The 20,711-nt window shown below is 47.5% G+C and carries 31 protein-coding genes; 13 read left to right on the forward strand and 18 right to left on the reverse strand.

Features of this window, described 5'->3' with window-relative positions; translation table 11 throughout:
• Window positions 1-32: 32 nt before the first annotated feature.
• The 4 genes from AC3B4V_RS03935 to AC3B4V_RS03950 form a co-directional block, all read right to left on the reverse strand.
• Window positions 33-314, reverse strand: a complete 282-nt coding sequence (locus tag AC3B4V_RS03935; RefSeq protein WP_488377831.1) for a putative quinol monooxygenase — start codon at window positions 312-314, stop codon at window positions 33-35.
• Between the two features lie 54 nt (window positions 315-368).
• Window positions 369-1,031 (reverse strand): type 1 glutamine amidotransferase domain-containing protein, encoded by a 663-nt coding sequence (locus tag AC3B4V_RS03940; RefSeq protein WP_058704040.1) that lies wholly within the window; start codon window positions 1,029-1,031, stop codon window positions 369-371.
• A gap of 162 nt (window positions 1,032-1,193) precedes the next feature.
• The gene (locus tag AC3B4V_RS03945; RefSeq protein ID WP_488377832.1) at window positions 1,194-1,580 is read right to left on the reverse strand and encodes a hypothetical protein; all 387 of its coding nucleotides are present in this window, start codon (window positions 1,578-1,580) and stop codon (window positions 1,194-1,196) included.
• Window positions 1,581-1,622: 42 nt separating this feature from the next.
• Complete coding sequence (locus tag AC3B4V_RS03950) at window positions 1,623-2,483, reverse strand: alpha/beta fold hydrolase (protein WP_488377833.1); 861 nt, start codon at window positions 2,481-2,483, stop codon at window positions 1,623-1,625.
• 254 nt (window positions 2,484-2,737) lie between these two features.
• Here AC3B4V_RS03950 and AC3B4V_RS03955 point away from each other — a divergent pair, with 254 nt between their 5' ends.
• A complete protein-coding gene (locus AC3B4V_RS03955) occupies window positions 2,738-3,058 on the forward strand; it encodes an ATP-binding protein DrrA1-3 family domain-containing protein (RefSeq protein ID WP_488377834.1) in 321 nt (106 codons plus the stop codon).
• Here AC3B4V_RS03955 and AC3B4V_RS03960 read toward each other — a convergent pair.
• The 3 genes from AC3B4V_RS03960 to AC3B4V_RS03970 all read right to left on the reverse strand — a co-directional run bounded on the left by AC3B4V_RS03960 (window position 3,047) and on the right by AC3B4V_RS03970 (window position 5,347).
• Window positions 3,047-3,661 carry a YdeI/OmpD-associated family protein gene (locus tag AC3B4V_RS03960; RefSeq protein ID WP_488377835.1) on the reverse strand — a complete coding sequence of 205 codons (615 nt, stop codon included), beginning with the start codon at window positions 3,659-3,661 and terminating at the stop codon, window positions 3,047-3,049. The two genes, AC3B4V_RS03955 and AC3B4V_RS03960, sit on opposite strands and share 12 nt — an antisense overlap.
• 62 nt (window positions 3,662-3,723) lie before the next feature.
• Entirely contained in the window at window positions 3,724-4,809 is a 1,086-nt protein-coding gene (locus AC3B4V_RS03965; RefSeq protein ID WP_488377836.1) for a GGDEF domain-containing protein, read from the reverse strand.
• A 154-nt stretch (window positions 4,810-4,963) separates the two neighbouring features.
• Entirely contained in the window at window positions 4,964-5,347 is a 384-nt protein-coding gene (locus AC3B4V_RS03970) for a hypothetical protein (protein WP_488377837.1), read from the reverse strand.
• A 142-nt stretch (window positions 5,348-5,489) separates the two neighbouring features.
• Here AC3B4V_RS03970 and AC3B4V_RS03975 point away from each other — a divergent pair, with 142 nt between their 5' ends.
• The 4 genes from AC3B4V_RS03975 (at window position 5,490) to AC3B4V_RS03990 (ending at window position 8,875) form a co-directional block, all read left to right on the forward strand.
• Window positions 5,490-6,494 (forward strand): ABC transporter ATP-binding protein, encoded by a 1,005-nt coding sequence (locus AC3B4V_RS03975; protein ID WP_488377838.1) that lies wholly within the window; start codon window positions 5,490-5,492, stop codon window positions 6,492-6,494.
• Window positions 6,491-7,285 (forward strand): ABC transporter permease, encoded by a 795-nt coding sequence (locus AC3B4V_RS03980; protein WP_488377839.1) that lies wholly within the window; start codon window positions 6,491-6,493, stop codon window positions 7,283-7,285. Before AC3B4V_RS03975 ends, AC3B4V_RS03980 begins: the two co-directional genes overlap by 4 nt.
• A complete protein-coding gene (locus tag AC3B4V_RS03985; RefSeq protein ID WP_488377840.1) occupies window positions 7,282-8,073 on the forward strand; it encodes an ABC transporter permease in 792 nt (263 codons plus the stop codon). The genes AC3B4V_RS03980 and AC3B4V_RS03985 overlap by 4 nt, the downstream gene beginning before the upstream one ends.
• A gap of 457 nt (window positions 8,074-8,530) precedes the next feature.
• Window positions 8,531-8,875, forward strand: coding sequence for a hypothetical protein (locus AC3B4V_RS03990; RefSeq protein ID WP_488377841.1), 345 nt, complete (start codon window positions 8,531-8,533; stop codon window positions 8,873-8,875).
• Between the two features lie 68 nt (window positions 8,876-8,943).
• Here the strand turns inward: AC3B4V_RS03990 and AC3B4V_RS03995 are convergent, their stop codons facing one another.
• The 3 genes from AC3B4V_RS03995 to AC3B4V_RS04005 form a co-directional block, all read right to left on the reverse strand.
• Complete coding sequence (locus AC3B4V_RS03995; protein WP_488377842.1) at window positions 8,944-9,366, reverse strand: MarR family winged helix-turn-helix transcriptional regulator; 423 nt, start codon at window positions 9,364-9,366, stop codon at window positions 8,944-8,946.
• Window positions 9,367-9,385: 19 nt separating this feature from the next.
• Window positions 9,386-9,805 (reverse strand): MarR family winged helix-turn-helix transcriptional regulator, encoded by a 420-nt coding sequence (locus tag AC3B4V_RS04000; RefSeq protein ID WP_481265583.1) that lies wholly within the window; start codon window positions 9,803-9,805, stop codon window positions 9,386-9,388.
• Between the two features lie 154 nt (window positions 9,806-9,959).
• A complete protein-coding gene (locus AC3B4V_RS04005; protein WP_488377843.1) occupies window positions 9,960-10,490 on the reverse strand; it encodes a hypothetical protein in 531 nt (176 codons plus the stop codon).
• A 199-nt stretch (window positions 10,491-10,689) separates the two neighbouring features.
• Between AC3B4V_RS04005 and arr the strand changes: the two genes are divergently transcribed.
• Window positions 10,690-11,091 carry an NAD(+)--rifampin ADP-ribosyltransferase gene (arr, locus tag AC3B4V_RS04010; protein WP_488377844.1) on the forward strand — a complete coding sequence of 134 codons (402 nt, stop codon included), beginning with the start codon at window positions 10,690-10,692 and terminating at the stop codon, window positions 11,089-11,091.
• Window positions 11,092-11,109: 18 nt separating this feature from the next.
• Window positions 11,110-11,628 carry a hypothetical protein gene (locus AC3B4V_RS04015; protein WP_488377845.1) on the forward strand — a complete coding sequence of 173 codons (519 nt, stop codon included), beginning with the start codon at window positions 11,110-11,112 and terminating at the stop codon, window positions 11,626-11,628.
• Between the two features lie 14 nt (window positions 11,629-11,642).
• Here AC3B4V_RS04015 and AC3B4V_RS04020 read toward each other — a convergent pair whose 3' ends face one another.
• Window positions 11,643-12,503 (reverse strand): phosphotransferase family protein, encoded by an 861-nt coding sequence (locus AC3B4V_RS04020; protein WP_488377846.1) that lies wholly within the window; start codon window positions 12,501-12,503, stop codon window positions 11,643-11,645.
• A 90-nt stretch (window positions 12,504-12,593) separates the two neighbouring features.
• On the opposite strand from AC3B4V_RS04020, the gene AC3B4V_RS04025 reads away from it, so the two are divergent.
• Window positions 12,594-12,770 (forward strand): hypothetical protein, encoded by a 177-nt coding sequence (locus AC3B4V_RS04025; protein WP_488377847.1) that lies wholly within the window; start codon window positions 12,594-12,596, stop codon window positions 12,768-12,770.
• Window positions 12,771-12,790: 20 nt separating this feature from the next.
• Here AC3B4V_RS04025 and AC3B4V_RS04030 read toward each other — a convergent pair whose 3' ends face one another.
• Entirely contained in the window at window positions 12,791-13,219 is a 429-nt protein-coding gene (locus tag AC3B4V_RS04030) for an Rrf2 family transcriptional regulator (protein WP_488377848.1), read from the reverse strand.
• Between the two features lie 163 nt (window positions 13,220-13,382).
• On the opposite strand from AC3B4V_RS04030, the gene AC3B4V_RS04035 reads away from it, so the two are divergent.
• Together AC3B4V_RS04035 and AC3B4V_RS04040 are read left to right on the forward strand one after the other, a co-directional pair.
• Window positions 13,383-14,018, forward strand: coding sequence for an NAD(P)-dependent oxidoreductase (locus tag AC3B4V_RS04035; RefSeq protein WP_488377849.1), 636 nt, complete (start codon window positions 13,383-13,385; stop codon window positions 14,016-14,018).
• Between the two features lie 128 nt (window positions 14,019-14,146).
• The gene (locus tag AC3B4V_RS04040; RefSeq protein WP_488377850.1) at window positions 14,147-14,329 is read left to right on the forward strand and encodes a hypothetical protein; all 183 of its coding nucleotides are present in this window, start codon (window positions 14,147-14,149) and stop codon (window positions 14,327-14,329) included.
• A gap of 57 nt (window positions 14,330-14,386) precedes the next feature.
• Here AC3B4V_RS04040 and AC3B4V_RS04045 read toward each other — a convergent pair whose 3' ends face one another.
• From AC3B4V_RS04045 to AC3B4V_RS04060, 4 genes are all read right to left on the reverse strand, one after another.
• Window positions 14,387-14,668, reverse strand: coding sequence for a hypothetical protein (locus AC3B4V_RS04045; protein ID WP_488377851.1), 282 nt, complete (start codon window positions 14,666-14,668; stop codon window positions 14,387-14,389).
• A gap of 89 nt (window positions 14,669-14,757) precedes the next feature.
• Window positions 14,758-15,126, reverse strand: a complete 369-nt coding sequence (locus AC3B4V_RS04050; protein ID WP_488377852.1) for a hypothetical protein — start codon at window positions 15,124-15,126, stop codon at window positions 14,758-14,760.
• A complete protein-coding gene (locus tag AC3B4V_RS04055; RefSeq protein WP_488377853.1) occupies window positions 15,119-15,922 on the reverse strand; it encodes a hypothetical protein in 804 nt (267 codons plus the stop codon). The genes AC3B4V_RS04050 and AC3B4V_RS04055 overlap by 8 nt, the downstream gene beginning before the upstream one ends.
• A 26-nt stretch (window positions 15,923-15,948) precedes the next feature.
• Window positions 15,949-16,491, reverse strand: coding sequence for a GNAT family N-acetyltransferase (locus AC3B4V_RS04060; protein ID WP_488377854.1), 543 nt, complete (start codon window positions 16,489-16,491; stop codon window positions 15,949-15,951).
• A gap of 215 nt (window positions 16,492-16,706) precedes the next feature.
• Between AC3B4V_RS04060 and AC3B4V_RS04065 the strand changes: the two genes are divergently transcribed.
• The 3 genes from AC3B4V_RS04065 to AC3B4V_RS04075 are packed head-to-tail and all read left to right on the forward strand — an operon-like array spanning window position 16,707 to window position 19,222.
• Entirely contained in the window at window positions 16,707-17,336 is a 630-nt protein-coding gene (locus AC3B4V_RS04065; RefSeq protein WP_488377855.1) for a DedA family protein, read from the forward strand.
• Window positions 17,337-17,390: 54 nt separating this feature from the next.
• The gene (locus tag AC3B4V_RS04070; RefSeq protein ID WP_488377856.1) at window positions 17,391-18,518 is read left to right on the forward strand and encodes an MGDG synthase family glycosyltransferase; all 1,128 of its coding nucleotides are present in this window, start codon (window positions 17,391-17,393) and stop codon (window positions 18,516-18,518) included.
• Between the two features lie 17 nt (window positions 18,519-18,535).
• Window positions 18,536-19,222: a polysaccharide deacetylase family protein gene (locus AC3B4V_RS04075; RefSeq protein ID WP_488377857.1), complete on the forward strand. Its 687-nt coding sequence runs from the start codon at window positions 18,536-18,538 to the stop codon at window positions 19,220-19,222.
• 46 nt (window positions 19,223-19,268) lie between these two features.
• On the opposite strand, the gene AC3B4V_RS04080 is transcribed toward AC3B4V_RS04075, so the two are convergent.
• Together AC3B4V_RS04080 and AC3B4V_RS04085 are read right to left on the reverse strand one after the other, a co-directional pair.
• Entirely contained in the window at window positions 19,269-19,496 is a 228-nt protein-coding gene (locus tag AC3B4V_RS04080) for a hypothetical protein (protein ID WP_488377858.1), read from the reverse strand.
• A gap of 103 nt (window positions 19,497-19,599) precedes the next feature.
• Window positions 19,600-20,709: a GGDEF domain-containing protein gene (locus AC3B4V_RS04085; protein WP_323679370.1), complete on the reverse strand. Its 1,110-nt coding sequence runs from the start codon at window positions 20,707-20,709 to the stop codon at window positions 19,600-19,602.
• Window positions 20,710-20,711 lie beyond the last annotated feature (2 nt).

Here is a 20,711-nt window from a genome sequence, read left to right on the forward strand (position 1 = left end):
TCAAGTGAGGGGATAATCTTGGGCTTTTTCATTCAGACGTCACGTAAGAACGTTACGTTTCGATCAGCGACGAGATGGGCACTGTCCGCACGGTATGTTTGATAATGATTCGATGTAACATGTGCATCGAAAGCGTCTTGATCACGCCATTGTTCATAAAAATAGAAGACGTTCGGATCATCGATAGCGCGATGTGTCTGATACGTCAGGCAACCTGCTTCTGCACGCGAAGGGGCGATCACACCTTCGATGATAGAAGCGAGCTGTTCGCCTTGATTCGGATGCGCTTCGATCCGGGCAATCAGTTGAATCATCGATAGAACCTCCTATGAAAAGAGATCCTTCATCCAAAGGATCCCTTGTTTCGATTAGTTAAGTGTATTGATGACGGCTTTCGCGACCGCAATCGTGGACTGTGGATTTTGACCCGTGACGAGGTTTCCGTCGACTTGGACGTTTTCCGTGAAGTTGTCAGCCGTGATGATGTTCGCACCGAGTTCACGAAGACGTGTCTCGAGTAAGAATGGCATGTAGACGTCAAGACCTGTCGCGCGTTCTTCTTCATCCGTGAACGTTGCGATCGTCTTTCCAGCGACGAGTGGTGTTCCGTCTGAGAGTGTCGCACTGACGAGTCCAGCTGGTCCGTGGCAGACCGCAGCGACCGTCTTGTTCGCTTCAAACAATGTCCGAAGGGCGTTGTTCAAGGCATCACTTTGTGGCAAGTCGAACATCGTACCGTGTCCACCTGGCATGAAGATTGCATCGAATGCTGAGAAGTCCTGGATTGCTTTTAAATCAAGTGTCTCTTTCAAGAGTGGAGCTGTCGCTTGGATCTCAGCTGGGACTTCGTCTTCAAGGCTCCGTGCGTCGATTGGTGATTCGCCGCCGTTCGGACTTGCGACCGTTACCGTATATCCTGCATTTTTGAACTCAATGTATGCTTCTGCGAACTCCGACAACCAAAGTCCTGTCGCGTGACCTTCCTTCATTTCCTTTGCGTTCGTGACGACCATTAAGATGTTTTTACTCATGATGTGTTCCTCCTTTTTCGTTTGCCGATTGGCTACGTGATTAGAATACGCCCGCTTGAATCAAAAAACAAATTAATAAAAGTGAGGTTATCGATAAATAAATTTATACCTAAAAATAAAAACTACTTCCACCATGACGGCGGAAGCAGTTTGAAAGATAGATTAACGTACGTCAGAAGAATAGTTAGCTAAAATCGAGTGACTTCGCACTGTCACGATGACACTAGCAAGACTTGCGACCGTTCCAAGGACAGCGACGATGATCGTCGAGGATCCGTTCGGAATCAAGAAACCGACGGGAATCAGTCCGACGAAGCTGAAGACGATCAGTGATTGATAGACGACATTGATGATCTTCAGGACAGGATGTTCGAAAAACGATAGGACGAGCGGTGGTAAGAATAAGAAGACAATTAGTCCAATCGCGATGTAAACCGATAATGGCTCTTCAAACGAAATGGTGTTTCCAGTTGAGTAGCGTGCAGCGACAAGGGTAGCGACAATCGCGACGCATAAGGTCACACAAACGAACGTTAGCCGTTTTAACATATGAAACCTCCTTTTTACTTTAATTCCATAATAAACCATTTTTCAAATGGAAGACAATCTTTTTCCGGACGTCCAGTAGTGACGAATCGCTTCGATGATGACGTCAGGGCGATCCCAGTGTAATAGATGTCCTGTCTCCGGAAAGAAATGAACCGTCGCTTGTGTCATCTCATGTAATCGGTTCGTCGCCTGCTGACGGATCGATGCTTGATCTGTCGGTAACGTAGCGACGTACAACTGAATGTCCGCTGGTGGAACGTCCGATAGAAAATCAAGAACATCCTCGTAGTGAAGCGCGCGTACGATCGCAGCAGCCGTCTCTCCTCTCGCATGCCAGTGGTATCGTCCTTCCTCCATCCGAAGAAGATCGGCACCAGCTTGATCAAGAGACGGGGAGCGACGGGCGTTTGGGGCATAAACGGCAATGTTCAAAAAGTCCTCCCATGTCGAAACGGAATCTTCGAAATCTTGTTCATAAAAAGCGACTTCTTCCTCTACGGAACGACCGTAGAGCCGTTTACTGTGATAGCCGCCGTCAATTAGGATCGTGCCAAGCACACGGTCTGCATGTTCAATCAAATAATAGAGCGAGAGAACACTTCCCCACGAGTGCGACAAGGCATAGAACCGCTTGACATCAAGGATGTGTAAGACTTCGTCGATCCAGTCCGTAAAGGGTTTCATGCGATAGTGTAGGGGATCTAAGAAAGCTGGTGTTTTGCCGTGACCGGGTAAATCAATCGCAATCAGACGGAATTCGTCCGCGAGCGCTTCGGCGATTTCGATGAAGCTGAGACTCGTACTGCCGAGTCCGTGCAGACAGACGATCGTCGGAAGCTGTTCGGTTCCCCATTCCGTAATGTGGACGGATTGTTGCTGACAGGTGATTGTATAACGTTTCATTTGCCATCTCCTTTTTTCTTTTACTGTAACATGAGGATAATATTGGGAATTAAAAAATAAGGAAACTTTTTTTCGAAAAGTAGCGTAGAGTAAGATGACACGTCATTTACATAGAGGAGAATTCACATGGAAACCATCATCACGATGCTCTTAACAGCCGTTACCTTATATGGACTCGGTGTCCTTGTCACGAAAGTGAAAGAACGCTTGAATTAAAAGCGGAAGGAAAAACGATCTTCTTGACCTCGCATAACTTGAATGAGATTGAAAAGATGTATGACCGTGTCGCCATCATGACGGAGGGAAGAATCGTCCGCTGTGGAACCGTTGCGTCCTTACAAGAAGCAATGAGGCAGGAGATTCAAATCCGTATTCGGACTGTTCCGCGATTAGAGCCATCGCATCTGCCGGCATACGCTCGACTTTTGTCGCAAACCGATGATTGTACACGGCTTGATTTATCAACGGAAGAGGATATTCCAGAGTTACTCGTCATGCTTGCGAAACAAGACGTCAAAGTCTACGAGGTGCAGATCGAACGTCAATCATTAGAAGAGATTTTCTTAGCGGTCTAACCGACTATCCTCTGATTCTTCCGTCTCCGGAACATCTTCGAGTAAAAGACGACCACCGTCATTCCACTGACCGTACATCTGATTCAGTTTCGTTTTTTCAATCAACGTCTGCAGACGTTTTTCATAGAGAACGGGATCCTTACGTACACTTTGAATCGTATCGATCCGGATGCGTCGATAGAGCTCCGGGAAGTCATTAAACTGTTCATAGACGATCGGGTCTTCTTGTAGGCGCGCTTGGATTGCGTCATCAATGACGAACGCATCAGCGCGCATGTCTGGTAGAACCTGTCGTCCGGACGGTTGCATCAAGCCGAGACGTTCCAAGCGACGGACTCGTTCCTTGTTCAGTTCGGTCCAGTTGCTGTTTTTTCGACGTGGGGTGAACCGTTGCGCCAGTTCACCGTCTTCGGTCTTCTTTGCAATTCCATCAATCCAGCCAAAGCAAAGTGCCTCTTCGACAGCATCGAGATAAAGTAGACCATCTCCGGCTTGTTTTCGACTGAGAATCACCCAACAGAAGGTCGCGCGATTCGCGTGTTTCGTCAGCCACTGTCGAAAGCCATCGCGATCGGTAAAGCGTAAGACATTCGTGATTTCCACGCTCGTTCCTCCATTTCAGATAGCAGTGCCCCCTCCACGTCACGCGAGGGGGCACTTTTTCTTTAACGCAACGGGTCATGATGAAAGACACAATTCCGACCACTCTTCTTCGCTTGATAGAGGGCAGCGTCTGCCTGCTGGATCGTCTGCAGAAAATTATGGGTCTCAGACGGTTGATGCGTTTGGCGAGACACACCAATCGATAACGTCACTTGCAGCGGTTCTGTCGCTGATAACTCATACGTCCGCTGGGCACTGGCTTCACAGATTTGTTCTGCGAGTCGACGCGTCTCCGGCAACGAATGCTCCGGCAACAGCATCATGAACTCTTCACCGCCGAATCGTCCGAGCACACAAGTTGGGGGACAATACGATGCAAGCAAAGAGCTGATTTGCCGCAAAATATGATCGCCGCGGTCATGACCGTAAGTATCATTGACCTGTTTGAAATGATCGACATCGATGATCATGATTGAAAAATCCGTCTGTTGGGATTTGTACCGTTGGACGGTCTCTTCTAGGCGACGTCGATTATCGAGACCTGTCAACGTATCCGTCAAGGCAAGACGCCGATGCATCCGGACTTGAGTGAAGTGCCAGCGGACTTGATGCAAGATGCTGTGCAAGAGGAGACCGGCGCAACCATTCCCGACGAGAAAGATCGTCATCGCTGTCATGTCATTCGGTTGAACATGTTGAACGTATGGTAAACAGAGAATGAGAGCAATGGTGAAGATGACCGGAAACGAGATGAATCGATCCGGTGCTTCATTTTGTAAGTACAAGACAACGATGCTGACGATCAGATACGTACCGATTAGCCAATAGGCATGAGCGGAATCAAAAACGAACGTTTGAAGGGAAGCGAAGACGAGGGTCGTGATGAAGCCGCTACTGATGCCTCCATAGATGAAAGCGATGACAATCAAAGTAATCGACAAATCGAAACGGAATTCCTCATAGGTGATGGCGTTATGGATGACCCAGTAGCCGGCACCTGTCGCAAGAATCAGTACTAACAGATTTTTCTTCAGCCAGCTGTCGAGCGTGTTTCGAAACTGAAATCGCTTAAAAAAGAACAGGGAGATGAGCACGAAGAAAAAGGTCAGAGCGACGTTGAGGATAAGATGGTTCAGCGTATTCCACATGTTCGTGTTCCTCTCAAATGAGTTCTGAAAATAACTACAAAAAAATGATTCATTCAGTGAATATTTATTCTATATAGCCAATCATACCCTAAAGATGTATGAGAATATCTTGATTTCCGTATATTTTAAAAAAGATTAGATTTCTTCAACTAAATCAATAATACTCTGAGATTTTCTCACGTGAAGACTCGACGAGATAATCAAGTGAGACGAAATTGCGAATGAATGCATACGAGCCAATTTCCTCGATGGATACGCCTAATCTCTCTGCCTGTTGATTGCGGTCATCTTCTTCCGATTGCAGCATCTCGAAGCCTGCTGCTTGCATCCGCTCTCCGTCGAATTCGAGCGTAACGACATCTCCATCCTGCCAATCACTCTTCAATTGATGAAAGTGCGTTTGATATGCTGCGCTTGGAGGATCGACTTCAAAGGCAATCCAGCCTGTTGGTGCATCGATTTGGAATGTCGGTGACAATCCACCGCGTGTCACGATTGATTTCATGTGATGCCGATGTGTCATATGGCGTAATAGCATGGTCAGACCACTCCTTTTTCCTCTATTATTACGCGACAGCGTCAGAATATCGAGAAAAATTTTCAAAAGAGATGGAAGAATCTTGGATTTTTCTGGTATACTACGTTTTTGGAAAGCGTTTGCACAAAAAGGGGGAGAATACATGCAACCATATGCCGTCAAAGCAACAGGACTGACGAAACACTATCAAATCCTACAACGGGAACCGGGATTACGCGGAGCGATCAAAGCGTTATTTCACCGGACGTACCGGACGAAAGAGGCGGTCAAAGCGATTGATTTGACGATCGCACCAGGAGAACGGGTCGGCTATATCGGTTTTAACGGTGCCGGGAAATCAACGACGATCAAGATGCTCGCTGGAGTCTTGCGTCCGGACGCGGGGAACGTCCGGGTATTCGGACTTGATCCGCATGCCGACCGCGTCAAGAACGCATCGCAAATTGGAGCCGTCTTTGGTCAGCGGACACAACTGTTCTGGGACATTCCGGTCCAAGAATCGTTTGAGCTGTTGAAGGAAATCTATCAAGTACCGACGTCCGAGTTTGCGGAGACGCTCGCGTGGTTTCGGGAGAAGCTCGATCTCGCACCGCTTTTAGACGTACCAGTCCGACAACTGTCGCTTGGACAAAAGATGCGCTGTGAACTAGCCGCAGCCTTCCTGCATCGACCAAAAGTCGTCTATCTCGACGAACCAACGATTGGGCTTGATATCGAAATCAAGGAGACGATTCGTCACTTCATCCGCGAGATGAGTGATCGCTGGGGAACGACCGTCATCTTGACGACGCACGACATGCAGGATATCGAGGAAGTCTGTGACCGGGTGATTGTCCTCGACGACGGCAAAATCATCTATGACGATACGATCGATCAGTTGAAGGCATCCTTCAGTCACGAGCGGACACTTCGAATCACGCTCGAAGAACCGGTGCCGTTCGTTTTACCGATGGCGTTGATCAATCGTGTGATCATGTTTGAGACGGATGAACTAACGTACGAGCTCGCCTTCGACGACCGAGAACTGTCAAGCGGTCAAGTCATCAAGGAAATCGTTTCGCTGTACGCCGTTCGGGACGTCTCCGTGTCCGTACCGAAGATGGAGACGTTAATCCGCAAGCTCTACCAAGCGGGGATCAGTGCATGAGAATCCGTAAATATACCGCGTTGATGCGGTCCCAAATCAAAGTTGATCTCGCCTACACAGCCTGGTACTGGGCAAGCATGTTTAGCGTGACGATGCGTCTGTTCATCCTCTATTTCTTCTGGCAAGCCGTGTATGCCAATAAGACCGATGTCTCCGGTATCTCATTGTCGACGATGCTGACGTATGCGGTGCTTGCGACGATGATCGATCAGTTCCGCGGGGGTGCCGGACGCGATCTCGCCCGGATGATCAAACAAGGGGCAATCGCAATCGAGTTGCTGCGTCCGTATCACTTGCTCGATAAGTTACTCGCCCAAGACATCGGCTCAAAAGTCTCGGTTTTGTTCCGCTCGATCATGCCACTCGTCCTCGTCTCGATCTTGTTCATCGGCGTAGATCGACCACAATCGTGGCTAGCTGGCATCGCCTTCGTTGGTAGTGTCCTTTGTGCCGTGTTGCTCGCGACATTGATTGATCTGCTCGTCGGCATCTTTGCCTTCTATACCGTCAACATTTGGGGACTATCCGTCTTACAGGACGCCGTCATCACGATCATGTCCGGTGCAATCGTACCGTTGACGCTGTTCCCGGACTGGTTTCAGACGATTAGTCTGTACTTACCGTTCGCTTCACTCGTCTATGTCCCGGTTGCGATCTATACGGGAGAAATTGGCGCAAGCGGCATCCTTCAGGCGTTACTGATTCAAATCGGCTGGTTGATCGGATTCTTCGTCATCTTGCGAATCACGTTCGCGCTCGCGATCCGGAAAGTGACGGTGTTCGGCGGATGAAACGATACATAAAACTCTACTGGCTATATGCCAAAAGTCATTTTAAGGTCATGATGGAATACCGAATTGATTTCCTGATCGGTGTCTTGTCGGTCTTCGGTCAACAGTTCGCCTCACTCTTTTTCCTGTCGGTCGTCTTTCAGCATATCGAGACGCTAAACGGCTGGGACTTTTACGAGATTCTATTCATTTACGGGATTGCTTTTTTAGGACGAGCCTTACATCATATCTTCTTTGATAACTTGTGGACGATTGGCTGGCAGTACATCCGGACCGGGAATCTGGATCGGTTGTTGATGCGACCAGTCAATCCGTTGTTTCAAATCATCGCGGAGCGCGTTCAGCAAGACGGATTCGGTCAACTGTTGATTGGTGGTTGGGTGCTCTATATTGCTTCCGATCACCTCAACATGATCTGGAGCTTCGGTGATGTCTTGATGCTGATCGTACTTGTTCTTTCGAGCGGATTACTCTATATCGCGATCAACCTGTTTTTTGCGACGTTCTCGTTCTGGATGGTCGATAGTCTACCGATCGTCTCAGCGGTCTTCAGTCTGAGTGATTTTGCCCGTTACCCGATGACGATTTACTCGAAGGTGTTGATGTTCGTCTTGACCTACATCATCCCGTTCGGCTTCACTGCCTTTTATCCGGCGATGTATTTCTTTGACGGAAGAGGTTACAGCGCGGTGGCAGTCGCGACACCACTTGTCGCCATCATCGCTTGTTCAATCGCCTATCGGTTCTGGTTGTTCGGACTGAAGGCATTCGCGAGTACGGGATCATGAAATAAGAAGAACCTTGAAGTGTTGTGATGCTTCAAGGTTCTTTTTGGATGTAATCTCTTTTTTCATCAGCTCGTTCGTAAAGATTTTGCATAGTTGAAAGATTAGCGATGTCAACTGTGTACAGTAATGGATGATGGTTAAAAATCAGGTTAAGAAAAATAACCCGTTCCCTTGATTCCTGAAAAAGGAAATTTTAAGTGTCTTGATTTTGTATAATGAAGAGGGAAGACGGAAGGAATATAAACATTTTTCAAAGGAGGAGTGTAGTGAGATGAGAGTCGTAAGAGTAGACCGATTGGTAGTAGCATTGAGCATCTTTAGTGGCCTTCTCGTATCCTTAGGTCGCTCGACGCAAGTGTATCCACAATCAAGCAGCGGCAATGGAAATCTAGGACTTATACCGCTCCTGCTACTCCTATTGATTTTCCCATTTGGCATCAGCCTCGTGGTGCAATGGATGAGAGCAGCGCAGTTACGTTTTTTATCCCTAATTGGTTTATCGATCTGTACGATGATCTATCTTGTGTGTGGCATCTTCTATCAAGTCGAGCAATTCAGCCAATATCAAGTTTTCGTTAAACAACAAGTTAGGGCGGAGAATGGAACAATCGATGAAAGTTACTTAACAAGTATTACTTCGGTACCTTCGCCCTATATGAACAGTCAGTTCTTTAACAGCAATACTTTCTTGATTTACTGGGCAAGCATCTTATTAATGGCAAGCTTGATTGCATGGTGGACTCGAAATAAATCGTTATTGCCGGTTTCAGATAAAAGGAATACGTTCCCATTTGAACGATGAAAGAGTCCTTCTCTCTACTGTGCTTTCAGAAGAGAGAAGGACTCTTTTTTTATAACGATTATGCGCATTTAAAAGTGATCGCTTTGCATCTTATGGAGCAATTGATCGAACGTCTCGTGGTCCTTTGATGTAAAGGCACGGAAATAGCGATCATCAATCTCTTCGATCTCGGGAGCTGATGTTTGAATCAGCGCTGCACCATCTTCCGTCAAGAGAATCCGTTTTTCCCGGTTGATACGTTTTCGAATGACGAGGTGTTCCGCAAGCAATTTCTTGACCGTTTGCGAAATGGCACCGCTTGAGAGTTCGAGCGTGCGTTCAAGTGATTTCTGCGTTGCACTCTCTTGATGATACAACGTCATCAGTAAATCAAATTGGGACTTCGAGAGTCCTTTTGGTTTCAATACATCGTTGACTTCTTTCGAATAACGGGCATGGATCCGCTGAATGGCGTTCCAGTGGTGCATTGAAGATTCGAATGTGAAGGTCATGATTTTTCCTCCTCTTCTGTCATGCAGGGTTGAGCTTATCGAAGAAACGGATTAATTCTTCCTGTTGTCGAGCCGTCAAGGCGGCGAATTGTTCTTGTTGAAAACGTTCGTATGCGGGCAACACTTCTTGCAAAATGGCTGTTCCTTTTTCCGTCAATAGCAAATAGTTCGTCTTCCATTTGCGCTTGCGGGTGATGAGTTGCCGATCGAATAAACGCTTGATTCCGTGTGAAATCGTGCCATCGGTCACTTGGATCCGTTCAGCGATTTCCTTCTGGCTCGTGCATGAGGTCGTCTGTAGACAACGCAATACTTCAAGATTCGTATGGGAGAGATCCCATTGTTTCAAGAAAGCATTGACGCGCTTGATTTGTTGATTATGATACGTTGAAATCGTCTGCCAGCATGCCATGGGATATGTCTCTGTCATTGTTGTCATGGGGAACCTCTTAAATGTAGAATGTACTGCTGATGAATTACTTTTACCATACCATATTAAAAATAAGTAGTGCTACTAGTTTGAACGCAAACCCATCACTTCCCATCATTGTCTAAGAACTGTACAAAAAAAGACCTGAACATGTCAGGTCGGTTCAGGAAGGAAGCCCGTTTGATAGGGTGAGATAAGAATTTATCAATCGGAATCCATACTTTGTAAAACATTGGTCTGAAACGCGTCCTTGCAAGGTAATTGTTGAATAATCACCACGAATCGCGTAATGGGTATACTTTTTTTCAATGTCATGAATTAACGACTCAAGTAACAGACCACGCTCACCGAGCCCTTCCTCACGGACGTTGATCTCAAGCAAACAGAATGTACCGTATTCGGTCAGGGACGTGCGCTCCGTCCGTTCATGAAGCACGGTTAAAAACGAACGTTTTGAGATGAGGGATCGATTATTTGGGGGTTCAAGAATCGTGACGTAATAACTGAGTGCCGGTGGACGCAAATTACGCGTGACTTCAACGACTTGACGTTGATTATTATAGGCGAGCCCAACGATTTGCTCCTGCGGATGATTTGGCACGGTCAGTCCTTCTTGCTCACAAACGGTTTGCCACTCGGCTTCTGGAATCCAGACAGCCTCTTCGGTTTTCGCTAAAGCTTTAAAGAACTTCACGTTGAACGGATGACCTCCTAAAGTGTATGTAAAATGACTATTCCCATCATGCCTGATGGCTAGACAAAAAACGAGTTACAATCTGACGACAAATGATCTCCCTTTGCTATAAGTATACCGTGAAATTTCGTTTTGAAACAGACTACACCTGAATCAATCGACTGTCTATACTGAATGTATCCAGTCAGGAGGCGAGCGTATGAAACCAGTCGAAGGTCCGTTTTTCCATGGCACGAAAGCCACATTGCGAATCGGTGACGAATTGAAACCAGGGCACGCGTCGAATTTTCGTGAACGACCGCTCCAGCACGTCTATTTCACAGCAACACTTGATGCAGCGAAGTGGGGCGCGGAGCTCGCACAATCTGACGCTCCGGAGCACATCTATCTCGTCGAACCACTCGGAGCGTATGAGGATGATCCGAACTTGACGAACAAACGGTTCCCAGGCAATCCGACCCGGTCGTATCGTTCGACTGAACCCATGAAGATCATCGCTGAACTCGGAACGTGGGAACGGCATACGGATGAAGAGATTGAGACGATGAAAGCATCCCTGCAGCGGTTACGCGTAGAAGGGAAGGATACGATCATCGACTAAACGAACGGGGGAGAAGACTTGCCTGTATATGATTTTAAATCGATCCAACCAACGAACGTGAACGTCATTGATCAATTATTAGTTAATCACTTGCATGCCATCCGCCTGAATCAAGACGACGAGCGTTTGATCACGATCCTCGAAGATCCATTCGTTCCACCTGTTGAAACGATCGTTGCAGTCTATTGTGTCTATCGAAAATCAATTCTTGATCTGTTGCAAGGTAGGATTGCCTCCATCGAATCGTATGACTTTCAGAATGCATCTGTGAAAGACAAACTCATGACAGCAGAAAGCGTCGAAGGCGTGCTTGATATGGCGACATTCGTCGTCATTGCCTCAGAAGACAACACTTATATGTCTCACTATTTTATCGGCGGTGAGGCAGAGAAACTTAATTCGATACTAAATGTATGCTTTGGTCATCCGAATTTGATTGACGAACAAGCATCAAACCATTCTATCAAACGCTTCGAGCAGGATGTTTTGATCGTTGCAAATATGGGCTGTCAAGCGTTCATCGGAAGCGAGAGATGATGTCATCACTTCCCTCATCGATTGACGAGTCGTTCGAGATGCCGTCGATAGTCCGATGATAAGGTGAAGACGAGACGATCGGTCCACTCTTGTTGGGTCACAACAGAAGCATTCTCGAGTCGATGCAAGATACGCCAAATGGAAACGAGGTTTGCAGCCAGTAGGTGATCAACAGTGAGAAGGCATGCACGTTCAGATTGATAAGCATCCAAAAACTTGATCAGCCATAGGTGACTTGAGTTTGGGTAATGAAAGGACGTAAACCAACACATCCAGCCAATATCGAGAAGCGGATTACTGAAGCATGCCCATTCCCAGTCAAGTAATGTCAGGTTATGGTCATCGATCAATCCATTATGAATCCCAAAATCACCGTGTGAAAAGACCTGTTCTTTTTTACCAAAAAAACGTTCAATCCATGAACGACTTTCATCTGCCCACTTGTTAGGAACGAATGAAACATTGCCCGTCCATTCAATCGAAACAAGTGGGAGGGGTGATTTACTCGAATACTTGATTGAATGGATTGAAGTCGCAAGTAGGTGACCTAATCGAGCGTACAAGTTTTCAATTTCATAATGCGGCATCTGCGTAATCCGTTCTTGCATCGGCTGCCCTGTTCGATACTCCATGAAAAGTAGGCAAGCAGGATGTAAATCAACGATTCGCAATACGTTCGGGACAATTGGCGCATCGTGTAACAGCTGAAGTGCCTTCGTTTCGGTCATGACCGAGCGGTGCGCACCGATTTTTGCGACTTGCTGAAACGAATCCGTTTCAATCAAGTAGACATCATTCGTATACCCACCATCTAAACGTTTGGCAGTAATTGGTGAATTACTTGAAACATAGTGCGACCAGTTCCACTTAGACATTAAACACCAGCTCTCTTTTTTATCTACTTCATTATCTATCTTACAAGAGAAGGTTCTAGTGGTACAATATGTTAAAAGGGGGTCATTGAAATGTCTCGCTTCAAACAAGAAAAGAAACAAACACTCGACCATTTCCGAGATGGTGTTGATCAAGGTCTTGGTAGTGCCGTCCCCCGAGGACAAAACGACGGGATGCGTGGATTTGAGATGCTTGCGGTGCTTGTCGTCCTCGGTGGAGGATATCTACTGTATCAATGGTTTTTTTAAAGCAAGAAGCATCGCCCTCGTTAGGACGATGCTTCTTTTTGTTCAATTTCACTAACGATATCATCCAGTGTAACGTGAGCGAGCACCTTCTCAAGAGCGGATTGTGCGAGCTCGAAGATTGGTGTGACCGTCGATTGGATGTTTCGTCCGACCGGGCAGTCTGGGTTCGGTGCGGCATGGACGCCGAACAATTCCTTGTCCGGTACGACAGCGACGGCGTGATAGACGTCAAGTAGCGTGATCCTAGATAACGGACGGGCAAGTCGCGCACCGGCGACACCCGGACGGACCGCGATCAAATCAGCTTTTTTCAGCATGCTCATGATTTTACGAATGACAACCGGATTTGTATTGACGCTGCCAGCAATCAAGTCAGATGTCATCTTCTCGTCGGTCGCGATCAACGAGAGAATATGGATGCCGACGGAAAAACGAGTACTGATGGCCAACGGATGACCCTCCTTCTTAAAAACATTGTTCTCTCATTATACGCTGTATCGTTCATTTAGCAAGAAACGGGGAATAGAAACAACACTGTTGACAAACAGAGTGATTGTAACTATATTGGTTACATGTAATCGGAATAGTTACATATCAAAAGGAGGAATCATCATGAACATTGGAATCATCGGCGCAACTGGTAAAGCAGGGAAATTAATCGTAAAAGAAGCAATCGAACGCGGACACGACGTCACGGCAATCGTTCGTAACGCCGCAAAAGTGACCGCAGACGTTACGATTCTCGAACGCGATGTGCTTGCGCTGACGAAAGACGATCTGAACGGATTTGACGCAATCGTCAATGCATTTAACGCTGCACCGGGTGAGGAAACGAAACATATCGAAGTCGGGCGTCATTTAATCAACGTGTTAGCAGGAAGCAAGACACGACTATTCGTCGTCGGTGGTGCGGGAAGCCTATTCATCGATGCCGAGCATACAGTACGCGTCATGGAAACACCGGATTTCCCGGAAGCGTATTATCCGACAGCCTCGAACATGGGAAAAAACTTGATCGAACTGCAAGGGCAACACGACGTGACGTGGACGTATCTCAGCCCCGCTGGATTCTTTGATCCGAGCGGTCAACGCACAGGAACGTATACAGTCGGCGGCGAGCAGATGATTCTGAACGCAAAAGGGGAAAGCTACATCAGTTACGCGGATTACGCCATCGCTGTAGTGGATGAGCTAGAAAACGCGCAACATCTCAACGAACGATTCTCGGTCGTTGGCGAACAAGGGTGATGGTGTCAGACCGACTCATGTAGTCGGTTTTTTTTGATGGGTAAAAGACGAGATACAGCGGAGGGCGGATGGCATAATAGCATGATTTGTTTAATATGAGAATAGAAACGACTAAAGGAGTATAAATCATGATGCGACGAATTTTTAGTATCATCAGTCTGTTAGCTGTCTTGATTGTCTGTACAGCATCGACGCAACCGTCCCGGTTCGAGCGTTCGGAACCCGTCGCGACGATCGAGGATCATTACGCAGGACAAATCAATTGGCCGAGTGAAAGCGATCCGTTGCTGGAGCTTAACGCCAAACCGTGATCTACATATTACCGATCAAAGCCCGTCTCCTTGAAGAAGACGGGCTTTTTGGTGACGTTAAATGATAGTCATTGTGTTCAAGAAGACGAACAAGAACGTAATGCCGCTCGTCAAAATCAAAAAGGGGAGGATGATCAGTAATTCAAGGTGCGGACGAACGCCGTGGTAAAACAGAAAGAACAGTGTCAAACAGGCGGTCGTGATCGTCAACGCAAGTGAGGCAATCAATTGATGAAGGGGTTTGACGAACGGAACGAGAGACGATCCTGTGACCGTGTCGAAGGCTAAACCGAAGGACAAGAATATCAGTAAGTACAGAAGTGATTTTTGACGAAACATGCGGCATGTCTCCTTTACTGAACGATAGATTCAGTATAATGCCTAGTCTGTCATTCTTATCTAACAAAAATGTAAGAAAGTGGCTGATTTCAAACAACCTGGTCTTCTTTATATAATAACGTCAAACGTGTCATCATAAAGTAGAGGAAAGCAGCGGTACTTGCAATCGCTTGAAAATAGAGCGGTTGAAACAGACCATTGAAGACGATTAATAAGATGCCACCAATAAGAAAGGCGATGCCTTGATTCAAAAAGAGATGTGATGTAAAGGAAAGTGGTCGCGTTCGGAAGCTGAAGTAACGAATCGCGTCAGTCAGGATGCCGCCGACCGTGATGACAATCATAAACGACAGCAATGTCTCAAAAACACCTGAATAATACCCAGCGTCCGCCTTGGCCATAAGGCGTGGTGACGACGGGAGATGTTGATACAGCATTAAAAAAATCCAGTTAGTCATCAGTAGTCGAAATGACAGACGGATCATGGTGTTCCTCCTTCCCGGTTTTCATGACGATGAATAGACGGGTGACCATCACATATAAAAAGGCAGCGACTACGTTTCCGGTGAAAAATACCGCAGGAAGCGAAGTCAACAAAATGAACGCGCCAGCAAACACGAAGACCGTGCCTTGATGAACGAGGAGATGTGTCGTCCACGGTAGCGAACGCTTCGTAAAACGAACAGCTAACAGCATGTCAGCCATCGCGATGCTGCTGAAGAACAGTAGCATGACAGCGTCTAACTGTTCATTGACCAACTGCTCCGTATAAGACAGAAACGGAATCATCATCGTCATCGATCCAAACAAATGGAGAAACAAAAAGAAGCTGAGGACGGTCCGACCAAGCCACCCGAACAGATAGGGGAGGAATGACGGATACTTTCGCGCTGATTCGGAGACAAGAAGATACACCAATGCTACTCCAGAACAGAACAAGACAAAATAGAACGAAAATGGATTGGGTTGCACAAGTAGATAGAGGACGATACTTGCGAACAACGCGACGATTTGATTGAGGATGATCCGCTGTGCGAATGAGATAGTCGAACGGAATAACAGGCGCGGCAGCCCTTCTGTCAAGAGTGCGCCGATTAGGATGACTGGACCGGCAAACAGTAGACCAATCAGGAAGAAGTCGGTGAAGGACGTGCCGTAGATTGCTGGATTCCCCATCTCAAGCCCAGCAATCAGTGCGTACAAGAAAGCGAACAATATCGCGGAAATGAAACTGTTCTCTACGATTGATGCCATAGAAATAAGTCCTTTCCGTTTGTTGCTCAAAATAATTTGTACCAATACAGCGTCAGATCGATGTGTGGATTGGCGGATTGTTTTAGGCTATCGACACCACCGAGCACGAAGCCTTCTCGCGCGTAAAACCGGCAAGCTATTAGATTATCGTTCTGTGCTTCGAGCGACAGACCCATCAGCTGGCGTTGTTGTGCCCACTTCGTCGCAGCGGCAAGCAGTTGGTGTCCGACGCCTAGTTTACGAAACGATTGTTTGACGGCGATGTTCTCGATGTAGGCGAAACGGTTCCAGTCACGTACGAGACGAATCTGACCGATACAAGAAGTGCCGGAGAAGGCGAGTAGGACGATCCGGTCCTTGTTATCGATATACGTCGTCCAGTCGAGTCGATCGTCCGGGAAACGGATTTCGGTTATTGTTTCAAACCGTTCTTCTGTGTAGGACCAAGTGGTACCGGAGAACTGCGGAACAATACGTCCAATGATTGGGAACGGATCGTTGGCATCATTGACCAATGGAATACTCTCGGTCGAGAGAGGGCGAATCGTCAGCTGTTTTGTCTCTTTCATCGTCATCCTCCTTCTATCCTTAAAAATATACTTCACTCTATTCATCATCTCCTAAATGCTGAGAACTGTCACGAGGAGAGGTACGAGAACAGGTCAATTTTTAGCTGAAAACGGGTTTTAATTTTTCTAAAAAAGGAATTGCATGAACAGGAACGAATACATAGTCAGAAGACGATGAAACAGTACAGAGAGACAGCAGTAGAGGACGTGACAACATGAACATGGATACGGTCAACCAGTATCTCGATGCCTATGGGTATGGCGTTATTTTCATCTTTTTATTTTTTGGCATCGTCGGGATCCCGGCACCGGAAGAATCACTACTCGTCCTGATTGGTATCTTAAGTGGTCAGAACGAAGAACGTTTGGTTTATTCGATCTTGACGGCATATGCCGGAACGTTCGTCGGCATGCTGACGGCATATGGCGCAGGACGTTTCTTTGGACCGACCGTCTTACGATACGGTCGTTTTATCGGATTGACGAGGGAGCGCTGGGAGCGGGTGTCAAACGACTACATGGGACGCATCAATCGGACGATCATCGCCGGTCTTTATATTCCAGGCGTGAGGCAAATCAATCCGTATTTTGCGGGGATGAAGCGGATTCCGTTCGGTCGTTATTTCTGGGTGTCGGCACTTGGTTCCGCGCTATGGGTCGTTCCTTTCGTCTTACTCGGTCACTTTGCCGGAAAGACGTTTCATATCAAGCCGGAAGTCGTACCGTATTTCGGACTTGCCTTACTCGTATTGTTCCTGCTCGGTGTACTCGTCAAATGGCTCAAGCGTAGACGGCTTGAAAAACGCGTCGTTTCAGGAAAAAACCAAGCGGGAAAAGAAGACTAAGCGATACTTCTTTTTAAAGGATTTTTGCGGATAGTTTGAAGGAGTGGACATACGATGCAAAAAATAGTGATCTTTCCTTTTTTAAGGATGCGATCCGGTCATCATCTCGTCGCGGAAGCCATCGCCGAACGACTGCAGGGACCAGATGTTGAAGTCAAGGAAGTAGAGTTACTCAGTACGATCAGCCCGTTCGCGGAATGGGTGACATCGAAGTTTTATCTGAACTGGATCCGACATTTCTCGAACGGTTATAGTCGTTTTTATCATCGGCATATTGCCGGGCGCTCGAGTAACGCGCGCTCAAGGGGATGGACGTCGCATTATTTCCAACAACAGATGTTACGGATCATCCGGACGGAACAACCGGATGTCATCATCTGTACGCATGCGTTTCCGTCCTATCTCTTGAATCAATTAAAGGAACGAAACCTTTGTGATGTACCCGTCATCAATGCCTATACCGATCTATTCGTCAGTCGCGTCTGGGGAAAGACGCATATCGAGTATCATCTGTTGCCTAATCGTGAGGCGAGGCGGGAATTACACGCGCACCATGCTGTACCAGAAGATAGGTTGTTCGTAACAGGAATCCCTGTCCATCCAGCAATTTCTGGTGGTTCGATCATTCGCTCGACGCAGTCGCGCAAACAAATTCTGGTTGCGGGCGGAAACGGTGGACTCGGTCAACTCGAGACGTTGCTGACGCAAATCGAACAGTGTGCAGAAGCCGATTTTCATGTCTTGTGCGGGAACAATCAAACGCTCTATAAACGACTAGCCTCGCGACGCCATCCACATATTCATCCGCTCGCCTATATCGATTCACGAGATGAGATGAATCAACTGTATGAACGGATGGATGCGATCGTCACGAAGCCGGGTGGCGTGACGGTTAGCGAAGCGTTCGAAAAACGTGTACCACTGTTCATTCAACACGTCCTACCGGGACAAGAAGAGATCAATCGCACGTATTTGATGGAGAAAGGGCTTGCGTTCTCCTTTAATCAAACGGATACACTCGCGGACGTCATCCGCCGGACGCTTGAGAACCCGGACGTCATGCATGCTTGGCAACAAGCGGTCACACAGTATCAAAATGATCGCGTCATGGCCGATCAGCGATTTTTCGCTGAACGGATTGCGGGTTGCCTGCAAGATCGTCGTCAAAAAGCAAATGGATAATAAGGGAGTTAGTTTACATGCGTTCACGTCTTGTCACAGCGGGAGTTCTCGCGACACTTGCCTATACGGTCGTTCCGTATATGGCGTCACGCGTCTTTGGATGGCGCGTGACGAAATCACTGGACTCACGATTCGTCGCCTTGACGTTCGATGACGGTCCAGATCCTGTCTATACGGCAGAACTGCTTGATCTCTTACAACAAGAAGGCATTCACGCGACGTTTTTCGTCGTGGGTCATAAAGCAGAAGCACATCCGGACCTCATTCGCCGGATACACGAAGAAGGACATCAACTCGGGATTCACAATTATATCCATCGCCCAAACTGGTCGATGCGACCGTCGACAGTCCGGACAGGCATCGAGCGGACAGCTACAATCATTGAACGGATCACGGGCGAACGTCCGACGGTCTATCGTCCACCGTGGGGCGCACTCAATGCTGGGGATGTCCTCTGTCCTTCTTCTTACAACATGATTCTCTGGTCGAAGATGGCAGAGGACTGGAAGCTAGAGGGCGGGAAGGCGAAAATCAAACGGCTGCTATCAAATGTGTCAGAAGGCGACATCATCTTGCTCCATGATAATGGGGATACGTTCGGTGCAGATCCACAAGCACCCGTGCAGACGATCGCGGCGCTGAAAGAACTCTTGCCGGAGTGGAAAGCACGCGGCTTACAGTTTCGGCGAATCGATCAAGCGTAAAGAAAGAGGACTTACCGGTTTCATGGTAAGTCCTCTTTTGCATGGATTAAGCATTGCGTGACATGTCGTCCTCGTCTGCTTGACTATGATGGAGGATCAAGCGTCGTACGACGAACGAGCGTAAGAATAAGATGAAGGTGATGAGCGGAAGTAGCAACCACCACGATTGCGTTAAAAATAAGTCATCAAACGTCGTGATCATGACGAAATGATGCCCGATGTACAGCCACATGAACAAGGAACTGACGAACAGAATCGCTTCTGATGTCGTCATGAACTCAAAATCGGATTTCATTGCTTCACTCCTTATGGATGGATGATCTGTTTTTGCATCACCCAGCGCAGTCTACTCAATAATCGAATCGGTATGATGAAGATTAAGAACGGACCGGTTCACGGTCTTGTGTCGTCATGGCTGCCTCAGCATCGACTTCGTACAGAATGACGCGGTTCCGTCCTTGTTCCTTGGCGGCATATAACGCTTCGTCGGCAAGGATATTCATCCGCTGAGCAGCAACGTGTTTCCCATGGGCGATTCCGACGGATGCTGTGATCGAGATGGCGGAAAAACCGTCGAGCTGAAAGCGCGTGTTCGCGATCCGCTCCCGGATTCGGTTGGCGACCTTCGCGACTTTCGAAGGCGTCAAATCATAGACGAGGACCATGAATTCCTCTCCACCGATGCGCGCCGTGATATCGTGCGGACGCGTTTCTTCCTGTAAGATCCGTGCGAACTGTTGCAAGACGAGATCACCGTTCGCATGCCCGTATGTATCGTTGACATGCTTGAAGTGGTCGATGTCGAGTGCGAGTACATTGTAGACACGTCCTTCTTCTTCGAGCAACGCCGTCCGTTCGTCCCAAACACGGCGATTGTATAGTCCCGTCAAGTGATCAAGTTCCGCTGATTGTTTATAGCGTTGCACCTGTTCGTTAAGCAACTGAAAATCAATCGTCAACAGACTCGATAAGAGTCCGACCGCGAGTCCGATCGTCCATGTCGAAGCGAGCAAACGAAGAGCGGCATCACTAAAGCCGAGATTAATCGAGACAGCAATCGAGATCATGAACAAGGCCCAAACGTTCATGATGAGATTTTGCAAGAATGGTCGTTGGAGCAGCCGTTTGTGGATGAAGTACATCCCGGAGCTGATGCCAAGGACTGCGAGAAAGGCGACGACTGCTTGGGGTGTCCAGCCGAAGTAGAACCGAGAGCAGCCGATGATTAGCGTTGCGATGATCAGTGGCGAACGGACGCCATAAAAAGCGAGTAGAACGAGAGGTAAATGACGCAAATCCATCCGTAACGACTCGTTGACGGCGATCCCCTTAAACATCAACAGTACCCCGAGCAGCCCGGTCGCGAGACCGACGATGAGGGTTTTCAAGCTACTTGACGCAAGACGCTGACTATAGATGATTTTGGCAATCAAATAAAAGCCGGTGAAGGCGATGCAAGCATTCAATAACAACTCGGCAATGAACATCG

Source organism: Exiguobacterium sp. E17S (genome assembly GCF_057772545.1).

What these genes read in the sequence shown, in the direction of transcription:
- AC3B4V_RS03980 (WP_488377839.1), top strand. Translation starts at nt 6,491, where the DNA reads ATGAGAATCCGTAAATATACCGCGTTGATGCGGTCCCAAATCAAAGTT.
- AC3B4V_RS03990 (WP_488377841.1), top strand. Translation starts at nt 8,531, where the DNA reads ATGAGAGCAGCGCAGTTACGTTTTTTATCCCTAATTGGTTTATCGATC.
- AC3B4V_RS04025 (WP_488377847.1), top strand. Translation starts at nt 12,594, where the DNA reads ATGTCTCGCTTCAAACAAGAAAAGAAACAAACACTCGACCATTTCCGA.
- AC3B4V_RS04045 (WP_488377851.1), bottom strand. Translation starts at nt 14,668, where the DNA reads ATGTTTCGTCAAAAATCACTTCTGTACTTACTGATATTCTTGTCCTTC.
- AC3B4V_RS04080 (WP_488377858.1), bottom strand. Translation starts at nt 19,496, where the DNA reads ATGACGACATCAGAAGCGATTCTGTTCGTCAGTTCCTTGTTCATGTGG.
- AC3B4V_RS04035 (WP_488377849.1), top strand. Translation starts at nt 13,383, where the DNA reads ATGAACATTGGAATCATCGGCGCAACTGGTAAAGCAGGGAAATTAATC.
- AC3B4V_RS04075 (WP_488377857.1), top strand. Translation starts at nt 18,536, where the DNA reads ATGCGTTCACGTCTTGTCACAGCGGGAGTTCTCGCGACACTTGCCTAT.
- AC3B4V_RS04085 (WP_323679370.1), bottom strand. Translation starts at nt 20,709, where the DNA reads ATGTTCATTGCCGAGTTGTTATTGAATGCTTGCATCGCCTTCACCGGC.
- AC3B4V_RS04040 (WP_488377850.1), top strand. Translation starts at nt 14,147, where the DNA reads ATGATGCGACGAATTTTTAGTATCATCAGTCTGTTAGCTGTCTTGATT.
- AC3B4V_RS04020 (WP_488377846.1), bottom strand. Translation starts at nt 12,503, where the DNA reads ATGTCTAAGTGGAACTGGTCGCACTATGTTTCAAGTAATTCACCAATT.
- AC3B4V_RS03950 (WP_488377833.1), bottom strand. Translation starts at nt 2,483, where the DNA reads ATGAAACGTTATACAATCACCTGTCAGCAACAATCCGTCCACATTACG.
- AC3B4V_RS03935 (WP_488377831.1), bottom strand. Translation starts at nt 314, where the DNA reads ATGATTCAACTGATTGCCCGGATCGAAGCGCATCCGAATCAAGGCGAA.
- AC3B4V_RS03975 (WP_488377838.1), top strand. Translation starts at nt 5,490, where the DNA reads ATGCAACCATATGCCGTCAAAGCAACAGGACTGACGAAACACTATCAA.
- AC3B4V_RS04050 (WP_488377852.1), bottom strand. Translation starts at nt 15,126, where the DNA reads ATGACTAACTGGATTTTTTTAATGCTGTATCAACATCTCCCGTCGTCA.
- AC3B4V_RS04055 (WP_488377853.1), bottom strand. Translation starts at nt 15,922, where the DNA reads ATGGCATCAATCGTAGAGAACAGTTTCATTTCCGCGATATTGTTCGCT.
- AC3B4V_RS04065 (WP_488377855.1), top strand. Translation starts at nt 16,707, where the DNA reads ATGAACATGGATACGGTCAACCAGTATCTCGATGCCTATGGGTATGGC.
- AC3B4V_RS03940 (WP_058704040.1), bottom strand. Translation starts at nt 1,031, where the DNA reads ATGAGTAAAAACATCTTAATGGTCGTCACGAACGCAAAGGAAATGAAG.
- AC3B4V_RS03965 (WP_488377836.1), bottom strand. Translation starts at nt 4,809, where the DNA reads ATGTGGAATACGCTGAACCATCTTATCCTCAACGTCGCTCTGACCTTT.
- AC3B4V_RS04060 (WP_488377854.1), bottom strand. Translation starts at nt 16,491, where the DNA reads ATGAAAGAGACAAAACAGCTGACGATTCGCCCTCTCTCGACCGAGAGT.
- AC3B4V_RS03995 (WP_488377842.1), bottom strand. Translation starts at nt 9,366, where the DNA reads ATGACCTTCACATTCGAATCTTCAATGCACCACTGGAACGCCATTCAG.
- AC3B4V_RS03970 (WP_488377837.1), bottom strand. Translation starts at nt 5,347, where the DNA reads ATGCTATTACGCCATATGACACATCGGCATCACATGAAATCAATCGTG.
- AC3B4V_RS04000 (WP_481265583.1), bottom strand. Translation starts at nt 9,805, where the DNA reads ATGACAACAATGACAGAGACATATCCCATGGCATGCTGGCAGACGATT.
- AC3B4V_RS03985 (WP_488377840.1), top strand. Translation starts at nt 7,282, where the DNA reads ATGAAACGATACATAAAACTCTACTGGCTATATGCCAAAAGTCATTTT.
- arr (WP_488377844.1), top strand. Translation starts at nt 10,690, where the DNA reads ATGAAACCAGTCGAAGGTCCGTTTTTCCATGGCACGAAAGCCACATTG.
- AC3B4V_RS04070 (WP_488377856.1), top strand. Translation starts at nt 17,391, where the DNA reads ATGCAAAAAATAGTGATCTTTCCTTTTTTAAGGATGCGATCCGGTCAT.
- AC3B4V_RS03945 (WP_488377832.1), bottom strand. Translation starts at nt 1,580, where the DNA reads ATGTTAAAACGGCTAACGTTCGTTTGTGTGACCTTATGCGTCGCGATT.